This window comes from Rhodovulum sp. PH10, from assembly GCF_000293785.1.
Taxonomy (GTDB): Bacteria; Pseudomonadota; Alphaproteobacteria; order Rhizobiales; family Xanthobacteraceae; genus Rhodoplanes.
In genome coordinates, this window is the sequence record NZ_AKZI01000007.1 from 18,734 (window position 1) to 36,109 (window position 17,376).

The following is a 17,376-nucleotide window of genomic DNA, read 5'->3' on the forward strand; positions in this document are numbered from 1 at the left end:
GGCCGCGCGTCGGTGTCACGTTCACGATCCCTCGTTCGGACAAGACTTCGGCGTCCCGCCCGGACGGCGTCCGGGAAGGAGACCGTCGCGCCGCACACCCCCCCGGTGCGCGGCGCGACGTCGTGCTCGGCGTCTTTTACGGGATCGGTAAACGCAGACTGGCTGCCCCCTCTCCCCCATCACGAAGCCTTCACTAAACCGTGATCATGGCGAAAACAAGCCGACTGATGCGGCCGCGCCACGCCGGCGTAAAATATTGTTCGTCAACGATATTTTTACGGATTCGGGGATCCCGCCGCGACCCGTGCACGCGTCGGTCGCCGTTCCGACCGATGTGATCGCCTGACGATCACCGGCGGGCACGAAAAATGCTTTCCGGAAATCCCCCAAGCAATCCCGGCATCGAACGAAAAAGGCCGGGACATCCCCGGCCTTCTCGAACGCCTCGAATTTTCGCCGGCCGCCGCGGCCGTCAGCGGAACAGGTTGAAGAACGGGAAGATGCTGGTGCGCGGCGGCTCCGGCGGCGCCTGGAACACCTGGCGGCGCGGCCGCACCGACGCCTCGCGGCGCTGGACCGGCACGTCGGCGACCTTCCGTTCGTTGCCGTGCAGCACCGCCAGCACCTGCTTGTCGCGGCCGTAGACGTCGTCGCGCAGCTGCAGCTCGCCGTGCTCGTCGACGAACGCGGTCTGATAGGTCAGATGCACCGGGATCGGCTTCGGCAGGTTGATGTTTGTCTCGCCGCTTCCGTACATCTTGCGGATCCGCGCGGCCGTGTAGTTCTCCTTCGGCAGCGCGATCGAGAGCAGCACCTCGGCGTACTCGTCCGGGTCCTGCACCCGCATGCAGCCGTGGCTGTAGGCCCGCCGCGACTTCGAGAACAGATACTTGTCCGGCGTGTCGTGCTGGTAGACCAGGAACTTGTTGGGGAAGTTGAAGCGGATGCGGCCGAGCGCGTTGGCGGCGCCGGGCGGCTGCGAGACGTGCACCGAGCCGTCGCGGCGATAGGTGACCTTCAGCCCCATCCGTTCGAGCACGGTCGGGTCCTGCTGCAGCGCCGGCAGGTACTCGTTGTAGACGATCGACGGCGGCACGTTCCAGGTCGGGTTGACGGTGATGTACTTCATCGTCTCGCTGAGCAGCGGCGTCGCCTTGCTCGGCTTGCCGACCACGATGCGGGTCTTCCACTTCACCGCGCCGTGGTCGTAAACCTTCAGCGTGTAGTCCGGGATGTTGACCATCACGTACGCCTTGCCGAGATCGTGGTCGATCCAGCGCCAGCGTTCGAGATTGGCGACGATGATGTCGGCGGTGCGGGCGTCGCTCGGGCCGTTGATCGCCTCGATCGTGTTGCGGCCGACCAGCCCGTCCGGCCGCAGGCCGTGCTTCTTCTGGAACGCCTTCACCGCGTCGGCCAGCGCCGCGTCGTAGAGATTGCCCTCGCCGGTGACGCCGAGCCGCTTGCGCAAGCCCGGCACGCGCTCGTCCTCGGTGCCCTCGCGCATCAGCGGGCCGTCGGCCAGCGGCGGATCCTCGTCGGCGGTCTCGCCGCGCAGCGCGGCGAGCTTTGCCTTCAGCGCCTTGTAGGCCGGATGCTGCGGCAGATAGCCGGCGAGCGCCGCGCGGGCGTCGTCCGCGGTCGCGAGCTTGTCGAGCACCGCGTCGGCCGCCGGCGCCTTGGTCTCGTAGAGAATGTCGCCGGCGATCCGCGACCAGTGCACCCGCCCGACCGCCGCGTGGTGGGCATAGTCGAGCACCGCGGCATCGAGCGCCAGCTCGTAGGCGGCGACGTCCTCCGGCGTCGGGTTCGCGGCGAGCTGCGGCACCGGATAGTCGGCCGGGTCGAGGCCGTCGGCCGCCGCGCTCCTCAGCTGCGCCGCCACCGCCTTTGCCCGCGCGGAGACCACGCCGTCGGCGGTCCACAGCGGCGCGTCGTTGCGCGCGGCATAGAAGCTCTGCAGGGCCTCGCGCGTCTTGGTGTCGAACCGCCGGTCCTTCGACGCGAGCAGATCACGCAGCACCGGCCCGACCTTCTGGTCGAGCGTTTGCACCGGCGCGACGGCCTCGGGGATCGAGGCGGTGGTCGGCTCGGCCGCGGGCGCGGATTTTTTGGCGGTCTCGGGCGCCACGGCCGGCGTGCCCGGCGCGGGTTTCGTCGCGGCGGTGTCGGGAGTGGCGGTGTCGGGAGTGGCGGGTGCGCTCGGAGCCGATTCGGTCTTCGCCGTCTCGGGAGCCGCCGGTGCCGGCGTCGTCGCGGCGGTGTCCGGCGTGGCGGGCGCAGTCGGAGAAGGCTCGGTCTTCGCGGTCTCCGGGGCGGCCGGCTTGCTTTCCGGCTCGGTCTTCGCCGTGTCCGGCGTAGCGGGCGCGCTCGGAGCAGCCTTGGTCTCGGCCGTGGCCGGGGCAGCCGGAGCGGTCGGCGACGGCGCGGTCTCGGCGGCCTTGGTGTCGGCGGGTGCCACGTCGTTCGGGGTCACCACCACCGGGGCGGGCTGGACCGGCGGCACCGCATCATCGACCGAGACGGACGTCTTCTCGTCGGCGGCCTTTGCGGCCGACGAAGGATCCTTCGGCGCGGGCGCCTCGGGCGCCGCGGCCGTGTTCGGAGCAACGGCCTCGGAGGCGGCGGCCTTCGGGGCAGCGGGTTCCGCCGCCTCGGTGCTCAAGGCCGGGTCGGAGGAGACCGCCTCGGTCGCCCCCTCGGTGGAGCCCCTGGTCGATTCCGGCCCGGTCGAGACTGCGGTCGAGACCGCCCCGGTCGAGACCGTCGTGGTCGAGACCGGGGTCGAGACCGTGGCCGCATCGCCCGGTTCGGCACGGGCCGGCGCGACACCCAGGGTCAGAACGAGGGCGAGGGCCGTTCCGGCGAGCAGACGATCGAATCGCATGGGCGATCTCCTCACGAGGCTTTACGGGCACCACGGTCGAGCCGTCGGCACACGGACGGCTCCATCGGCCACGCACGGGGCCGACGCGGCGGCGGCCGTCGCACGCGGAGTTCCACGCCAGGCCACGCCAATCGCGAGAAAGCTAACCGAGACGGCCCGGCGCACGCTCGGCTTTTCGCGCATGGTGCGGTTGTTTTCGCGACCCCTGTCACCGCAGAGCCACGTCGGACGCCCCGTCTCGATCGGCGGGCGCCGGCCCGAGCGTCTCCAACTTGCGGTAAAGCGTCGACCGGCCGATCCGGAGTTTGCGAGCGACCTCGGTCATTTGGCCGCCATAGCGGGCGATCGCGAAGCGAATCGTGTCGGCCTCGATGTCCTCGAGCGGTCGCACGTTACCATCGGCATCGAGCAGCGGCAGCGTCGGCGGCGCCGGCGCCTCCTCCTCGATCGTCACCGCCCCCACCGTGATTCGCGGCGCCGCCACGACCGGCGCGGGAGCGGTAGCGGCGTCGGCGGGTTCCGCCGCGGGCACCCGCAGAGCGCCCTCGCCCCGCGCGACCGCGGCGGCGATCTGCGGAAACTCCGAGACGCCCAGCTCCTCGCCTTCGGCGAGCACCACGGCACGGAAGATCGCATTCTCGAGCTGGCGGACGTTTCCGGGCCACGGATAGGCGGTCAGCATCGCCACCGCCTCGGCCGACACCCGCCGCACCCGCCTCCCCTCCTCGGCGGCGAACCGCAGGAGAAAGTGGCGGACCAGATCGGGGATGTCTTCCGCGCGCGCCCGCAGCGGCGGCAGCGTGATCGGAAACACGTGCAGGCGATAGAACAGGTCCTCGCGAAAACGGCCGGCGCCGACATCGGCGATCAGATCCCTGTTGGTGGCCGACATCAGCCGCACGTCGACCTTCACCGGCTTTCGCCCGCCGACCGGCTCGACCTCGCTTTCCTGGATCGCCCGCAAAAGCTTCACCTGGGCGGCGGCCGGCAGCTCGCCCACCTCGTCGAGAAACAGCGTGCCGCCCGAGGCCTCGACGAATTTTCCGACGTGCTTCTCCGAGGCGCCGGTGAAGGCGCCCTTCTCGTGGCCGAACAGGATCGACTCGACCAGCGTCTCCGGCAGCGCGCCGCAATTCACCGCGACGAACGGCTTTGCCCGCCGCTCGCCGGAGCCATGAATGGCGCGGGCAAAGAGCTCCTTGCCGACGCCGGATTCGCCGCCGATCAGCACCGGGATGTGCGAGGCGGCCGCCTTCTCCGCCGCCCGCATCACGCTGCGCATCGCGGGGCTGCGGGTGATCACGTCCTTGAAGGTGAGGGTCCCGTCGCGGCTCCGCTTGATGCGCGACAGCTCGCCCTCGAGCGCGCGGGTGGCGAGCGCGTTGCGCAGCGACACCAGAAGCCGCTCCGGCCCGACCGGCTTCACCACGAAATCGACTGCCCCCGCCCGCATCGCCGAGACGACGTTGTCGATGCCGCCGTGCGCGGTCTGCACGATCACCGGCAGCGACAGGCCGGCATCGCGCAGTTTTGCCAGCACCCCGAGGCCGTCGAGGTCGGGCATCACGAGGTCGAGCACCACTGCGTCGACCGCCGGCGCGTCGGGATCGGCGAGCAGGGCCAGCGCGGCGTCGCCGCCGTCGGCAGTCGCCGGCACGAAGCCGAATTTCTCGACCATCGCCTCGAGCAGCCGCCGCTGGACGGGGTCGTCGTCGACGATGAGTACGCGCTCCGCCATCGCGGTTCCGGCCTGGTTACGACTGTCCCGATTTGGAGCATTAGTCCAGATCAGCCTTAACGGGCTGTTACCCCCGGCCGCGTTCGGCATGGGTCTCTCGCGGATCTCGCAGGGGAAGCGTATCTTGCTACCGTCGGAGCACGGCCGGGCCGGCTCCGACCGGGCGATGCGAGGAAAACGATGACGACTGCGCTGGTGATTCTCGTGCTGCTGGCCGTCGCCGGCTGGGTCGGCTGGGGCTTTCTCTCCCGCCGCGCGCTGCTGCCCTGCCCGGCCGCCTTCTCCTTCGTCGTCGAGCGCGACAACCCGCTGGCGAAATTCACCCGCGCCGCGCACGTGGTGGAGCGGCTGGCGCCGAAGCCGGGCGAAACAATCGCCGATATCGGCTGCGGGCCCGGCCGGGTGACGCTGCCGCTCGCCCGCGCGGTCGCCCCCGGCGGCGAGATTTTGGCGATCGACGTGCAGCCGGCGATGCTCGCAAAGCTCGAGGCGAAGGCGGCGCGGGAGGGCGTGGAAAACATCCGCCGGCTCGCCACCGACCTGCGGCAGGCGAAGCTCGAGCCGAACTCGCTCGACGGCGCGGTGATGGTGATGGCGCTCGGCGAGATCCCCGACAACGCCGCCGTGCTGCCGGCGCTCTACGCCGCGCTGAAGCCGGGCGGCCGGCTGGTGATCGCCGAGAGCACCTTCGATCCGCACTATGTCGCAATCCGCCGGCTGCGCGACATGGCGGACGCCGCGGGCTTTTCCGACCGCCGCTGCTTCGGCAACCTGTTCGGCTACAGCCTGCTGCTCGAAAAGCCGGCCGCGACCCGCTCCGCCGAGCTTCCCGAGCCCGGCCCCGGCCCGGCGGCCGCCTGAGCCGCGAGCGGCCGAGGGTCGCGCGGCTTTGCCATTCGGCGCCGCGATGCCTACCTTTGGCGGCGAACCCTGGTGGTCATCGCTGCAAAGGACATTTCCGCATGGCCGATTCGCCTGCCCGCACCGCTCCGAAGAAGACCGAGGCCGCGCTCGGTGCGCTGCCCGAATGGAATCTCGCCGACCTCTATCCGGCGATCGATTCTCCGGAGGTGCGGGGCGACCTCGCGCGGGCGCGTGCCGAGTGCATCGCCTTCGAGGAGAAGTACAAGGGCCGCCTCGCCGAGATGGCCGCCGCCGCCGATGCGGGCAAGACGCTCGCCGAGGCGGTCGAGGGGCTCGAGACGCTCGACGACCTGCTCGGCCGGCTGATCTCCTATGCGGGCCTCGTCCACGCCGGCGACACCACCGACCCGGTGCGCGCGAAGTTCTACGGCGACGTGCAGGAGCAGATCACCGCCGCCTCGTCGCATCTCCTGTTCTTCTCGCTCGAGCTGAACCGGATCGACGACGCGCTGCTCGAGACCGCGATGGGCGATCCCGCGCTCGGGCATTATCGGCCGTTCATCGAGGACGTGCGCAAGGAGAAGCCGTATCAGCTCGAGGACCGGGTCGAGCAGCTCTTCCACGAGAAGTCGGTGACCGGCTATGCCGCGTGGAACCGGCTGTTCGACGAGACGGTCGCCGGCCTGCGCTTCAAGGTCCAGGGCAAGACGCTGCCGCTCGAGCCCGCGCTGACGCTCCTGCAGAGCCCGAACGAGAAGACCCGCGCCGCCGCCGCGGGCGCGCTCGCGGACACCTTCGGACAGCATCTGCGGACGTTCACGCTGATCCTCAACACGCTCGCCAAGGACAAGGAGATCTCCGACCGCTGGCGCGGATTCGCCGACATCGCCGACTCGCGCCATCTCGCCAACCGGGTCGAGCGCGAGGTGGTGGAAGCGCTGGTGTCTGCCGTGCGCGCCGCCTATCCGCGGCTGTCGCATCGTTACTATGCCTTGAAGGCGAGATGGTTCGGCAAGGAGCGGCTGGCGCACTGGGACCGCAACGCGCCGCTGCCCAAGGTGCCGATGCGCACGATCCCCTGGGAGCAGGCGAAATCGTCGGTGCTGGAGGCGTACGGCGCGTTCTCACCGACGATGGCGGAGATCGCCGAGCGCTTCTTCGAGAACCGCTGGATCGACGCACCGACCCGCCCCGGCAAGGCGCCCGGCGCCTTCGCGCATCCGACCGTGCCGTCGGCGCACCCCTATGTGCTGGTGAACTATCAGGGCAAGCCGCGCGACGTGATGACGCTCGCCCACGAGCTCGGTCACGGCGTGCATCAGGTGCTCGCGGCGAAGAACGGCCCGCTGATGGCGCCGACCCCGCTGACGCTCGCCGAGACCGCCAGCGTCTTCGGCGAGATGCTGACGTTCCAAAAACTGCTCGCCGCCACCAAGGACCCGAAGCGCCGCCGCGCGATGCTCGCCGGAAAGGTGGAGGACATGCTGAACACGGTGGTGCGGCAGATCGCGTTCTACACCTTCGAGCGCGACATCCACACCGCCCGCCGCGAGGGCGAGCTGACCGCCGACCGGATCGGCGAGATCTGGATGAAGGTGCAGAGCGAGAGCCTGGGGCCGGCGATCGAGCTGTCGGCCGGCTACGAGACGTTCTGGACCTATATCGGCCACTTCGTCCACGCACCGTTCTACGTCTACGCCTATGCCTTCGGCGACTGCTTGGTGAACGCGCTGTACGCGGTCTATCAGAACGCCCACGAAGGGTTTTCCGAGCGCTATCTCGCGATGCTGGCGGCCGGCGGCACCAAGCCGCATGCCGAGCTTCTGGCCCCGTTCGGCCTCGACGCCCGCGACCCCGGTTTTTGGCAGGGCGGCCTCGGCCTGATCGCAAAAATGATCGACGAGCTGGAGGCGATGGAGCACTCTCCATGAGATGGCTTATCACGTCTTCGTCTCGCACGGCTGGCACGACCGGTGGATCGCGCGGCAGTTCGCCCGCGCAATCCGTCACGACGCCGGAGCGGAGCCGATCGTCGACATCTTCGACGTCAAGAAAGGGGACCGGATCGACGATCGCATTCGCGAGCTATTGCCGAAATGCGAGGAACTCGTCGCGCTGATCACGCCCTGGTCGGTCACGAGGAATTGGGTCTGGAACGAGATCGGCGCGGCATGGATCCTGGACAAGCGGATCGTCGCCGTCCTGTATGGTGTGACGCTGGCGGAGATCGACGTCGAGAAGGGCGGGCGGGCCTGCCTGACGTCGCGTAACGTGGTGCTCCTGGACGAGTTCGACGATTATGTCGCCGAGCTGGCCGAACGGGTGAAGGGAGTGTCGTGATGGGCGCGCATGTCTTCCTGTCCTACGCCTCGGCCGACCGTGCGCTCGCGGACGAGATCACCCGGTCTCTCGGGGAAGCCGGCCTGACGGTGACCCGCCCGGACACGATCGCTGCCCCGACCGACGGGCCGAGCCTCGATGCGCTGAAAACCGCCCTGACCAATGCCGACGTGATGATCGCGATCGTTCCGCCGACCGGGACGCCGGGCAGCAACAACGTGTCGTTCGAGGTCGGTGCCGCCGATGCGCTCGACAAGCCGGTGGTGGCCGTCACCAACGACGTGTCGGACGCCATCGATTTCGGCCGTTTTCAGCCGGTGTCGGCCAAAGATCTGCCCGACCTCGTGCGCCACGTCCGGGCACTGCTGAAGGGGCAGTGAGGCCCGGCCGAACCTCCCGCCTCACCCCACCGCGGCGGTGGAGGCGGCCAAGGCCTCGAACTCGGCCGGGCCGTAGCAGCGGCCGTGCGGATCGGTGATCTCGACCTCGACGACGCCCTCGGCCATCAGCTCGTGCGCCTTCTTGACGGCGGCCGTGGCGGTGTCGCGCTTCAGCGACAATGCCCCCGCGGTGTCCTTGCCGGTGACGATCCAACCCATCGCAGCTCTCCCGCCTTCCCCTCACCGGCCTTTTTCCCTCGAGGGGCGGCCGACCAAAAACGCACGATAGCCGATCCGCACCGCCGGGGCGACCCGGACGGCCGCGTATGCCCCCACCCCCGCACCGCGGCGATGCCCTGCGTCCCGCCGTTCGCCCGCCGCTTTCTCTACAGGCGTGAAAGTGCGCGTCGGGGACCGCCGGTACCGTCGTCTTGTGAGTCGGCAGCAGCCGGCGTAACCTGCGGTCGCAATCGCCGGCCGAAAGCTCTACCCCAGCGCGCACGCCGTGGCCCGGGCACACCGACCGGACGAACGAGCCGAACGCGCAAGCAGGAGCGGGTCGGCGAAAGCGGGGCAAAACGTCGCGAGCCGACGTGTGTCGCGTCGAGGCATCTCGCGCCGATACGGGTCGAGCCGGCGGGAGCCTCGGTGCCACGAGCCGACACCGACACGAGCCGCGCCGCCGCGAACCGAGCCGACACGAGCCGAGGTGACCCATGGGACCGCCGTTCTCCTCCGCGTTCCTGTTGCCGGTGCTGGCGGCGATGTCCGCCGGCGAGGCGACCGCCGCCTTTCTGCGCGAGCTCGCCGCCACCTCCGGCACCGCCCGCCGGCCGATGCCGGAGCTGCCCGACTGGGCGAGCCCCAACCGCGTGACGCTCGACCTGCCGTCGCTGCGGCTGCGTGATTTCTCGCAAGGCGCGTCCGGCCGGCCGACGGTGATTTGTGCGCCTTATGCGCTGCACGCCGGCACCGTCGCCGATTTCGCCCCGGGCCATAGTCTGGTCCAATCCTTGCGCGGCGCCGGGCGCAAAAACCTGCATGTCGTCGAGTGGCGCTCGGCGACGCCGTCGATGCGTCTCTTCTCCACCGACACCCTGCTCGCCGACCTCAATGTGGCGATCGACGAATTCGGCGAGCCGGTCGATCTGGTCGGGCTGTGCCAGGGCGGCTGGATGGCGCTCCTTTACGCGGCCCGCTTCCCCGAAAAGGTGCGGCGGCTGGTGATCGCCGGCGCGCCGCTCGACCTCACGGCCGGCGAGTCCGCGCTGTCGCAGGTCGCCAGGCGCACCCCGGTCTCGACCTTCGTCGAGCTGTTGCGGCTCGGCGGCGGGCGGTTGCTCGGGCAGATGGTGCTCGGCCTGTGGGGGCCGGCGCCGACGCCCACCGAGGCGCTGGAGCGCGACCTGCAGCTGCCGCCCGGCGACGAGCCGGTCCCGCTCGCCCCCCTCCTGCTCGCCCCGGAGGCGGAGGCGCTGCTGCGCCGCTTCCAGGACTGGTACGAGGTCACCGTCGACCTTCCCGGCGTGTACTATCTCGAGGTCGTCGAGTGGCTGTACAAGGAGAACCGCCTCGCCGAGAGCCGGTTCGTCGCGCTCGGCCGGCGGATCGATCTCGCGGCGGTGCGCCTGCCGGTGCTGCTGCTCGCCGGCGCCGACGACACCGTGGTGGTGCCGGCGCAAGTCTTCGCGATCGCCGGCAAGCTCGGCACGCCGGCGGAGGATCGCGCCATGCTGGTCGCGCCCGCGAGCCATCTCGGCCTGTTCATGGGACGGCGCACGCTCGCCGAGACGTGGCCGCAGGTGACCGCCTGGCTCGACCGGCCGGAGACGCCCGAGACCGCCCCCGCCCCGTGACCCGGCCCGGCGGCCCGGGCCTGTCCCTGGGCCCCTCCCTGGGCCTCCCCTCGGCCTCCCCTCGGCCCGCCCCCCAGGCTCGCCGGGACCGCCCGCACGCCGCGGGGCGCATGCCGCACGTCGCCGGATGCCCCGATCACGGCTCCGACACTGCGCCACGCACCGGTGGCGGCGGCGAAAAGGCCTTCCTATATCCAGGGCCCCGGTCGATGGATGCCATGGACGATCTCGAGAAAAACCGTTTCACCGCCCGAGCCCGCCGCTATGCGCGGGTCGGCGCCAATGTGGGCGGCGTCGCCGCCCGGATGGCCGCGACGCGCCTGATGGGCGCGAGCGACCGCGAGGCGAGCGCGGTCGAGCTCGCCGCCGCCCTCGGCAATCTCAAGGGCCCGATCATGAAGGTCGCCCAGCTGATGGCGACCATCCCGGACCTCTTGCCGCCCGAATACACCGCCGAGCTCGCCAAGCTGCAGAACGAGGCTCCGCCGATGGGCTGGGCGTTCGTCAAGCGGCGCATGCAGGCCGAGCTCGGCGCCGCGTGGGAGCAAAAATTCGCGAGCTTCGAGCACCATCCGGCCGCCGCCGCCTCGCTCGGCCAGGTGCATCGTGCGAAAGCCCATTCCGGCGCGGCGCTGGCCTGCAAGCTCCAATATGCCGACATGCAGTCGGCGGTGGAGGCCGACCTGCAGCAGCTCGGCTGGCTGTTCGCGATCCACCGGCGGATGGACCCGGCGATCGACACCAGCGAGATGCTGAAGGAGATCGCGTCGCGGGTGCGCGAGGAGCTGGACTACGAGCGCGAGGCCAAGCACGTCGCGCTCTACCGGACCGTGCTCGCCGACGCGCCCGAGATCCGCGTGCCGAACGTGTGGCCGGAGCTGTCGACCAAGCGGCTGATCACGCTCGACTGGCTCGAGGGGCGCAAGCTGCTCGAGTTCAAGAGCGCCGACATCGAGGTGCGCAACCGCCTCACCGCCGCGCTCTACCGCGCCTGGTGGTACCCGTTCAGCCGGTTCGGCGTGATCCACGGCGACCCGCATCTCGGCAACTACACCGCGTTCGCGGGCGACGACGGGGCGCCGGCCGGCATCAATTTGCTCGATTACGGCTGCATCCGCATCTTCCCGCCGGGCTTCGTCAGCGGCGTGGTCGACCTCTATCACGGCCTCCTGAAGAACGACCGCGACCTGATCGTCCAGGGCTACGAGGCGTGGGGCTTTCGCGGGCTCACCAACGAGCTGATCGACGTCCTGAACATCTGGGCGCGGTTCATCTTCGGTCCGGTGATGGAGGACCGCGTGCGCACCATCGCCGACGGGGTGAAGCCGGCCGAGTACGGCCGCCGCGAGGCGTTCGTGGTGCATCAGGCGCTGAAGGAGAAGGGCCCGGTCACGATCCCGCAGGAGTTCGTGTTCATGGACCGGGCGGCGATCGGCCTCGGCGGGGTGTTTTTGCACCTCCAGGCCAAGCTCAACTTCCACAATTTGTTCAACGAGGCGATCGAGCACTTCGCGGTCGAGGAGCTGGCCGAGCGCCAGCGGGCGGCACTCGCCGGTGTCGGCCTCAAGCCGCCGGTGCCTTCGGTGCGGCAATCGTGAGCGCAGCCGGGCCGGGCGCCGTACGGGTACCCGGACCACCGGCAGCCGGATAAGCAATCCCCCGCCTTGTACCTGTAGTGCCGGAGACATAGCATCGCCGGCCATGGCCGATCTTCTCGCTCCGACAGCCGCCCGTGCCGCGCCCGATCCGGTGGTCGCCGCGCCGGCTGAGCCGCCGGCTCCCGTGGCCGCCCTGAGCGGCGCCACGACGGCCGAGATCCAGCGCGTGCTCGCCGCCTTCGCCGAGCGGCGCCGCCGCGAAGGCTTTCGGATCGCCGGCGTGGTGGAGGAATCGGAAGGCTGCGCGGAAGGCTGCGAACGCCTGACGCTGCGCTGCCTCACCACCGGCGAGCGGGTGTCGATCAGCCAGAATCTCGGCCGAGAATCGACCGCCTGCAATCTCGATTCCTCCGGCCTCGCCGCCGCCTGCGGGCTGGTGCAAGCCGCGATCGCGGCGGGCGCCGATCTCGTGATCCTCTCGAAGTTCGGAAAGATCGAGGCGGACCGCCACGGCCTCACCGAGGCGTTTCAGGCGGCAATCGCCGCCGAGCTGCCGGTGGTGACCTCGGTCGCCCCCACGCTCGCCGAGCCGTGGGACGCCTTTGCCGGGCCGCTCGCGGTGGCGGTTTCGGCCGACGACGCCGCGCTCGAGGCGTGGTGGGACGCGCTTCGCGCCGCCGCGGGCTCGCCCCCGCCCGCGGTCGTCTGACCGATCGTCGTCTGACCGATCACCCGGCTGCGCCCGACACGCAGTCCGGCACCGCCGGCATCTCCGCATACCCCTCTTCCACCGGCGTCGCCGCCGGCGGGCGGCCGGAAAGCATCAGCGCGCCGCTCACCTCCGGACGATCGAGCAGCGCCGCCGCGGCCATGTGGATTCTTGCCGGATCGACGACCGGCACGGTGCGCGCCTCGTGGACGATCTTTGCCGGACGCGGCGACAGCACCACCAGGCGATCGGCGAGCCGCACCGCCTCGGTCACGTCGTGGGTGACGAACAGCACGGCGCGCCGCGTGCTCTCGACCGTCTCGCGCACGAGGTCCTGAAGATCGCGGCGAAGCCCGATGTCGAGCGCGGCGAACGGCTCGTCCATCAGCACGAGGTCGGGCTCGACCACGAGCGCGCGGGCGATCGCCACCCGGCTCTGCATGCCGCCCGACAGCGCGAGGGGCCGCTTCTCCATGTCCGCCGCCGCAAAGCCGAAGCGCGCGAGCAGCGCTTTTGCGCACGCGTCCCGCTCGGCCGGGGGCACCCCACGGGCGGCGAGCGCGAAGGCGACGTTCTCACGGGCACTCGACCAGGGCAGCAAGCGCGGCTCCTGAAACACCACGGCGGTGCGTGAAAAACCGTTGGCGACCCGCCCGGCATCCGGCCGCAACAGCCCGGCGGCGAGCCGCAGCAGCGTGGTCTTGCCGCAGCCGGAGCGGCCGAGCAGCACCACCACCTCGCCCGGCAAAACCTCGAGCGAGAAATTTTTCAGCACCGGCCCGTCGCCGAAGCCGAGCGAGATCTTGTCGAAGCGCAGCATCTCAGCCCGCCCCGACCGGACGGGCCGCAGCCGGCCGTGACGCTCCCTCGCCGCGCTCGGCGAGCCGGCGGCGGATCGGCGACAGCAAAATCCCGTCGAACACCAGGAGCAGCAGCACGACCAATAGGATCCATGCCATCGTCTCGGGCAGATCGAGATGGGCGCGCGCCTCCGCAATCGCCCCGCCGATCCCGGTGCCGCCGCCCAACACTTCCGCCATTACCGAGACCTTCCAGGCGAAGGCGAGCGCGGTCGCGAGCGCCGGCAAGAGGTGATCGAGCAGCTGCGGCAGCAGCAGCGCCCGCAACCTCAGCATTGGCGGCGCGCCATAGACCCGCGCCATTTCCGAGAGCTTCGGATCGCGGGCGCAAACGCCCTGGGCGGCGCCCGCGAACACGATCGGCATCGCCGTCACCAGCACCGTGAACGCGGGCGCCCCACCCTGTGGTCCGAACCACAGGAGCGCGAGCACCACCCAGGCGATCGGCGGCACGCCGAGCGTGATGGTCATCACCGGCCGCAGCGCCGCCCCGACCGGCCAAGACAGCCCGGCGAGCACGCCGAGCGCGGTGCCGAGCACGGCACCCGCCAAAAAACCGCCGAGGGCGTTGGCGACCGTCACCCGCAGCGCCGGCAGCGCGATGCCGTCGGCAAAGAGGCGGATCAGCGTGTCCGCCGCCTCGACCGGCGAGGGCAGCACGAACGGGCCGAACGCGCGGTGTCCCGCCTCCCAGGCGAGCGCCAGCGCGGCGAGCCCGGCGAGGCCGAGCAAGAGGCGGGCGACACGAGCGAGGCGGGACGGCGTCACGGGCGAAAAGCCGTCACAGATCGAGATAGTAGGCGTCGGGCGGCAGCTTGCCGCCGAGCGCGGCGGGCTGCAGATCGAGAATGGCGCCGTAGAAGGTCTCGAGCTCCGGCTTCATCGCCTTGGCCGACACCACGTCGATGTGGAAATGGTCGAGCGAGGCGACGAACACCGGCTGCTTGATGCCCATCTTCGCCTCGGCGAGTTTTGCCGCCTCCTGCCGGTTCGCCAGCACCCAGTCCTTTGCCGGTGCGAGGCCGGCACGCAGCGCGGCCAAAATCTCGGGCGACTCGTCGATCAGATCCTGGTGCAGCGCCACCACCGCCATCGGGATGCGCGGCTTGCCGAAATGCTTGCCCCACATCTCCTGCAGCGAAACGACGCGGCGCAGCGTGCGGCCCTCCTTCTCGGCCAGCATGATCGCCGCGGTGGCGGAGGGCTCGTGCAGGATCGCCGTCTGGGCGCGCCCGGAGGCGACCATCTGCGCCGCCTCCATCGCATTGCGGACATAGGTGATGGTCATGTCGGTGTCGGGGTCGAGCCCCTCGCGCTTGGCGATCGCGCGGAAGGTGAGGTCCGGCATGTCGTTGCGGAAGAAGCCGACCAGCGCCTTGCCGCGCAGGTCGGCAAAGCTCTTCACCGTGTCGTCGGCCGAGACGATCGACAGATGGCCCATGCTGATCACCGCGAGGGCGCGCATCGGCATGCCGCGATTGACGAGGTTCGCCGGCACGTGGCTCGGCGTGGTGATCAGGCGCGAGCGGCCCGACACCAGCCCGGCGCGCAGCTCGTCGGTGTCACGCCACAGGCGGAAGGTCGCGCCGGGCGCGGCGGCCGAAAGGCCGCCATTGTCGAGCAGCCGCACCAGCACGATGCTGGCGGCGTTCGGGGCGCACAGGATGTCGAGATTTCGGGCGGGCTCCGCCAGCAGGGGCGAGCCGAGCGCGGCGGCCGCGCCACCGGCGAGAAGACCTTCGAGGAGGGTGCGTCGGGAAAGGATCATGGAACGTCTCGTCGCGAGAAAAGGGGCGACGAGTTATATACACCATGATACAGGTTTGACCATCGCTTCCCGCCACCTCGGTGTTTCGCGCGCAGAGGCACGAGACACGGGACACGCGGGGGGCGCCCGCGTGTCCCGCGCGGCGCCTCAGGGTCTGCGCGTCGTCACACGCCGACCATCACGTCCGAGGCCTTGATGACCGCGTATGCGGTCTGGCCGACCTTCAAGCCCAGCTCGTCGACCGCCTCGTTGGTGATCGAGGAGGTGATGACGGCGCCACCGATGTCGATCCGCACATGGGAGGTGGTGGCGCCCTTGTGCACCTCGAGCACCTTTCCCTCGATCACGTTGCGCGCGGAAATCTTCATGGGCTCTCCTTCCGAGTCCCGCCGCCGGCACTGCGCCGGAGGCTTCCATGATGTGACGAGTCGTATATAGCACGTCGCGATACGTGCAGTCGCCCCGACCCTCGATACCTCTGACGGAGGTTTCATGCTCCCGTTTCTCACCGATTCCGCCCTCGATGCCCTGCTCGCCGACGACGTGCCGCTCGGCGATCTCACCACCCACGCGCTGGGCATCGGCGAGATGTCGGGCCGCATGACGTTCGATGCGCGGGCGCCGATGGTGCTGGCCGGCGCGGAGGACGCCGGGCGGCTTTTGGCGCGGGCGGGCTGCACGGTCGAGCTGTGGGCCTCCTCCGGCACGGCGCTGAAGGCGGGCGACGCGATCCTGTCGGCGCGCGGCACCGCGCTGTCGCTCCATCGCGGCTGGAAGGTCGCGCAGACGCTGATCGAGATCGCCTCCGGCATCGCCAGCGTGACCCGCGGCATCGTCGAGGCGGCGCGCGCGGTCGCGCCCGACGTCGCGGTCGCCTGCACGCGAAAGACGGTGCCTGGCGCAAAAGCGCTGTCGATCGGTGCGATCCTCGCCGGCGGCGCGGTGCCGCACCGGCTCGGCCTGTCGGAGACGGTGCTGGTGTTCGAGGAGCATCGCCGCTTTCTCGGCGACCTGTCGCCCGCCGCGGCGGTGGCGCAGCTGCATCGCGCGGTGCCGGAGAAGAAGGTGGTGGTCGAGGTCGCCGACGTCGCCGAAGGGCTTCTTTGGGCCGAGGCCGGCGCCGACGTGATCCAGGCGGAAAAATTCTCGCCGGAGGACATCGCCGCGCTGGTCGGCGCGCTGCGCGAGAAGGGGCTTTCCACGGTGGTCGCCGCGGCGGGTGGGATCAATCCCGACAATGCCGCGGATTATGCCGCGTCCGGCGCCCGCGTGCTGGTGACGTCGGCGCCCTACACGGCAAAGCCGCGCGACGTGCAGGTGCGCATCGCGCCGTTCGAGACCACCGCGCCGATCGGCTTCTTCGAGCGCGACAAGAAACCGGCGCAGGGCTGAAGATCGCCCGCGGCCTCCGTTGCCGGTCCGCCCCGTCGCCCGGCCCATCGTCGCCGGTCCCCGGATACGTGATTGTCGGGATCGCGTCGGGCGACACCGGAGGTCGCGGCGGTGGCGCGTTTCTGGCATGGTGGCGCGCCATGTCGCCCGACTCCGCCCCGTCTCAGACCAGCCCTGTCGCCTTCTCGACCACGCTGCACGCGCGGGTGCTGCGCCACGACCCCGACTGGGGCATGTCGACGCTCTATTTCGGCGACGGCGAATTGCGGGTGCCGATGGTGGCGGGGCCGATCGATTCCGGCGTCGCGGTGACGATCGACGCGCGCGACGTGTCGGTGGCGCTGTCGCGGCCGATGGACGTGTCGATCACCAATCGCCTGCCCGGGACCATCGTCGAGGTGGTGCATCTCGACGCGCCGTTCGCGCGCGTGCGGTTCGACCTCGGCACGACGCTGCTCGATGCGCTGGTGACCTGGGAATCGGTCGAGCGCCTCGCGCTCGAGCCCGGCCTGCGGGCCTGGGCGATGATCAAGTCCGTTGCGATCGGGAACGCGGCGGTTCGTCCGTCCGATCTGCCGACGCCGCGCCGCTGGCCCGTGGTGAGAAATCCGGGTCGAGCGCCGCGGTGAGCTCCTCCAGCGTGCGGGCGCCGCTCTTCCTCGCCTGCCGCTCGAGCGAGCGATAGAGCGCGATCAGCCGCTCGCCGAACGCCGTCAGCTCGGCCCCGCCGCCACGCCGGCCGGGGAACGTCTCCACCACCGGCGTCTCGAAGGTGTGGTTGAGCGCGTCCACCATCAGCCAGCATTTGCGATAGGACGAGCCGACCGCCCGGCTGGCGCCGAGGATCGAGCGCACCCGGCGGATGGTCTCCAGAAGCGCGATGTCCTCGGGATCGAGCCGGCCGCCGTTCGCAAAGCCGACGCGCAGCTCGACCGTGGTGGCGAGCGCTTCGACGGGCTCCGGCTTTGCGGTGGCGGTCATCGT

General features: G+C 70.4%; 17 protein-coding genes. 9 read left to right on the plus strand and 8 right to left on the minus strand.

The annotated features are described in order from the left end of the window. Positions 1-472: 472 nt before the first annotated feature. Both A33M_RS00895 and A33M_RS00900 read right to left on the minus strand, forming a co-directional pair. On the minus strand, positions 473-2,887 hold the full coding sequence (locus A33M_RS00895; RefSeq protein ID WP_008382514.1) for a L,D-transpeptidase family protein: 2,415 nt from the start codon (positions 2,885-2,887) through the stop codon (positions 473-475). A gap of 208 nt (positions 2,888-3,095) precedes the next feature. Further along, positions 3,096-4,625 (minus strand): sigma-54-dependent transcriptional regulator, encoded by a 1,530-nt coding sequence (locus A33M_RS00900; protein ID WP_008382515.1) that lies wholly within the window; start codon positions 4,623-4,625, stop codon positions 3,096-3,098. A gap of 180 nt (positions 4,626-4,805) precedes the next feature. On the opposite strand from A33M_RS00900, the gene A33M_RS00905 reads away from it, so the two are divergent. The 4 genes from A33M_RS00905 (at position 4,806) to A33M_RS00920 (ending at position 8,209) form a co-directional block, all read left to right on the plus strand. Then, on the plus strand, positions 4,806-5,486 hold the full coding sequence (locus tag A33M_RS00905) for a class I SAM-dependent methyltransferase (RefSeq protein WP_008382516.1): 681 nt from the start codon (positions 4,806-4,808) through the stop codon (positions 5,484-5,486). Between the two features lie 101 nt (positions 5,487-5,587). Further along, entirely contained in the window at positions 5,588-7,420 is a 1,833-nt protein-coding gene (locus A33M_RS00910) for a M3 family oligoendopeptidase (RefSeq protein ID WP_008382517.1), read from the plus strand. Position 7,421: 1 nt separating this feature from the next. After that, positions 7,422-7,829, plus strand: coding sequence for a toll/interleukin-1 receptor domain-containing protein (locus tag A33M_RS00915; protein ID WP_008382518.1), 408 nt, complete (start codon positions 7,422-7,424; stop codon positions 7,827-7,829). Beyond that, positions 7,829-8,209 (plus strand): toll/interleukin-1 receptor domain-containing protein, encoded by a 381-nt coding sequence (locus A33M_RS00920; RefSeq protein WP_008382519.1) that lies wholly within the window; start codon positions 7,829-7,831, stop codon positions 8,207-8,209. Before A33M_RS00915 ends, A33M_RS00920 begins: the two co-directional genes overlap by 1 nt. 21 nt (positions 8,210-8,230) lie before the next feature. Here A33M_RS00920 and A33M_RS00925 read toward each other — a convergent pair whose 3' ends face one another. Beyond that, positions 8,231-8,428 carry a hypothetical protein gene (locus A33M_RS00925; protein ID WP_008382520.1) on the minus strand — a complete coding sequence of 66 codons (198 nt, stop codon included), beginning with the start codon at positions 8,426-8,428 and terminating at the stop codon, positions 8,231-8,233. A 497-nt stretch (positions 8,429-8,925) separates the two neighbouring features. Between A33M_RS00925 and A33M_RS00930 the strand changes: the two genes are divergently transcribed. From A33M_RS00930 to A33M_RS00940, 3 genes are all read left to right on the plus strand, one after another. Then, positions 8,926-10,065: an alpha/beta fold hydrolase gene (locus tag A33M_RS00930; protein WP_008382522.1), complete on the plus strand. Its 1,140-nt coding sequence runs from the start codon at positions 8,926-8,928 to the stop codon at positions 10,063-10,065. A gap of 218 nt (positions 10,066-10,283) precedes the next feature. Next, a complete protein-coding gene (locus A33M_RS00935; RefSeq protein ID WP_008382523.1) occupies positions 10,284-11,663 on the plus strand; it encodes an ABC1 kinase family protein in 1,380 nt (459 codons plus the stop codon). A gap of 184 nt (positions 11,664-11,847) precedes the next feature. Next, positions 11,848-12,372, plus strand: a complete 525-nt coding sequence (locus A33M_RS00940; RefSeq protein ID WP_202801745.1) for a DUF2478 domain-containing protein — start codon at positions 11,848-11,850, stop codon at positions 12,370-12,372. Between the two features lie 19 nt (positions 12,373-12,391). Here the strand turns inward: A33M_RS00940 and A33M_RS00945 are convergent, their stop codons facing one another. The 4 genes from A33M_RS00945 to A33M_RS00960 all read right to left on the minus strand — a co-directional run bounded on the left by A33M_RS00945 (position 12,392) and on the right by A33M_RS00960 (position 15,368). Further along, positions 12,392-13,192, minus strand: a complete 801-nt coding sequence (locus A33M_RS00945) for an ABC transporter ATP-binding protein (RefSeq protein ID WP_008382525.1) — start codon at positions 13,190-13,192, stop codon at positions 12,392-12,394. Between the two features lies 1 nt (position 13,193). Next, a complete protein-coding gene (locus A33M_RS00950) occupies positions 13,194-14,000 on the minus strand; it encodes an ABC transporter permease (RefSeq protein WP_008382526.1) in 807 nt (268 codons plus the stop codon). Between the two features lie 13 nt (positions 14,001-14,013). After that, the gene (locus A33M_RS00955; protein WP_008382527.1) at positions 14,014-15,000 is read right to left on the minus strand and encodes an ABC transporter substrate-binding protein; all 987 of its coding nucleotides are present in this window, start codon (positions 14,998-15,000) and stop codon (positions 14,014-14,016) included. A 164-nt stretch (positions 15,001-15,164) separates the two neighbouring features. After that, entirely contained in the window at positions 15,165-15,368 is a 204-nt protein-coding gene (locus tag A33M_RS00960; RefSeq protein WP_008382528.1) for a TOBE domain-containing protein, read from the minus strand. A gap of 124 nt (positions 15,369-15,492) precedes the next feature. On the opposite strand from A33M_RS00960, the gene modD reads away from it, so the two are divergent. Both modD and A33M_RS00970 read left to right on the plus strand, forming a co-directional pair. Then, on the plus strand, positions 15,493-16,392 hold the full coding sequence (modD, locus tag A33M_RS00965; RefSeq protein ID WP_008382529.1) for a ModD protein: 900 nt from the start codon (positions 15,493-15,495) through the stop codon (positions 16,390-16,392). A 140-nt stretch (positions 16,393-16,532) separates the two neighbouring features. Next, positions 16,533-17,021: a TOBE domain-containing protein gene (locus A33M_RS00970; RefSeq protein WP_040618792.1), complete on the plus strand. Its 489-nt coding sequence runs from the start codon at positions 16,533-16,535 to the stop codon at positions 17,019-17,021. Here A33M_RS00970 and A33M_RS00975 read toward each other — a convergent pair. Next, the gene (locus A33M_RS00975; RefSeq protein ID WP_008382530.1) at positions 16,921-17,373 is read right to left on the minus strand and encodes a winged helix-turn-helix domain-containing protein; all 453 of its coding nucleotides are present in this window, start codon (positions 17,371-17,373) and stop codon (positions 16,921-16,923) included. The two genes, A33M_RS00970 and A33M_RS00975, sit on opposite strands and share 101 nt — an antisense overlap. Between the last annotated feature and the right edge of the window lie 3 nt (positions 17,374-17,376).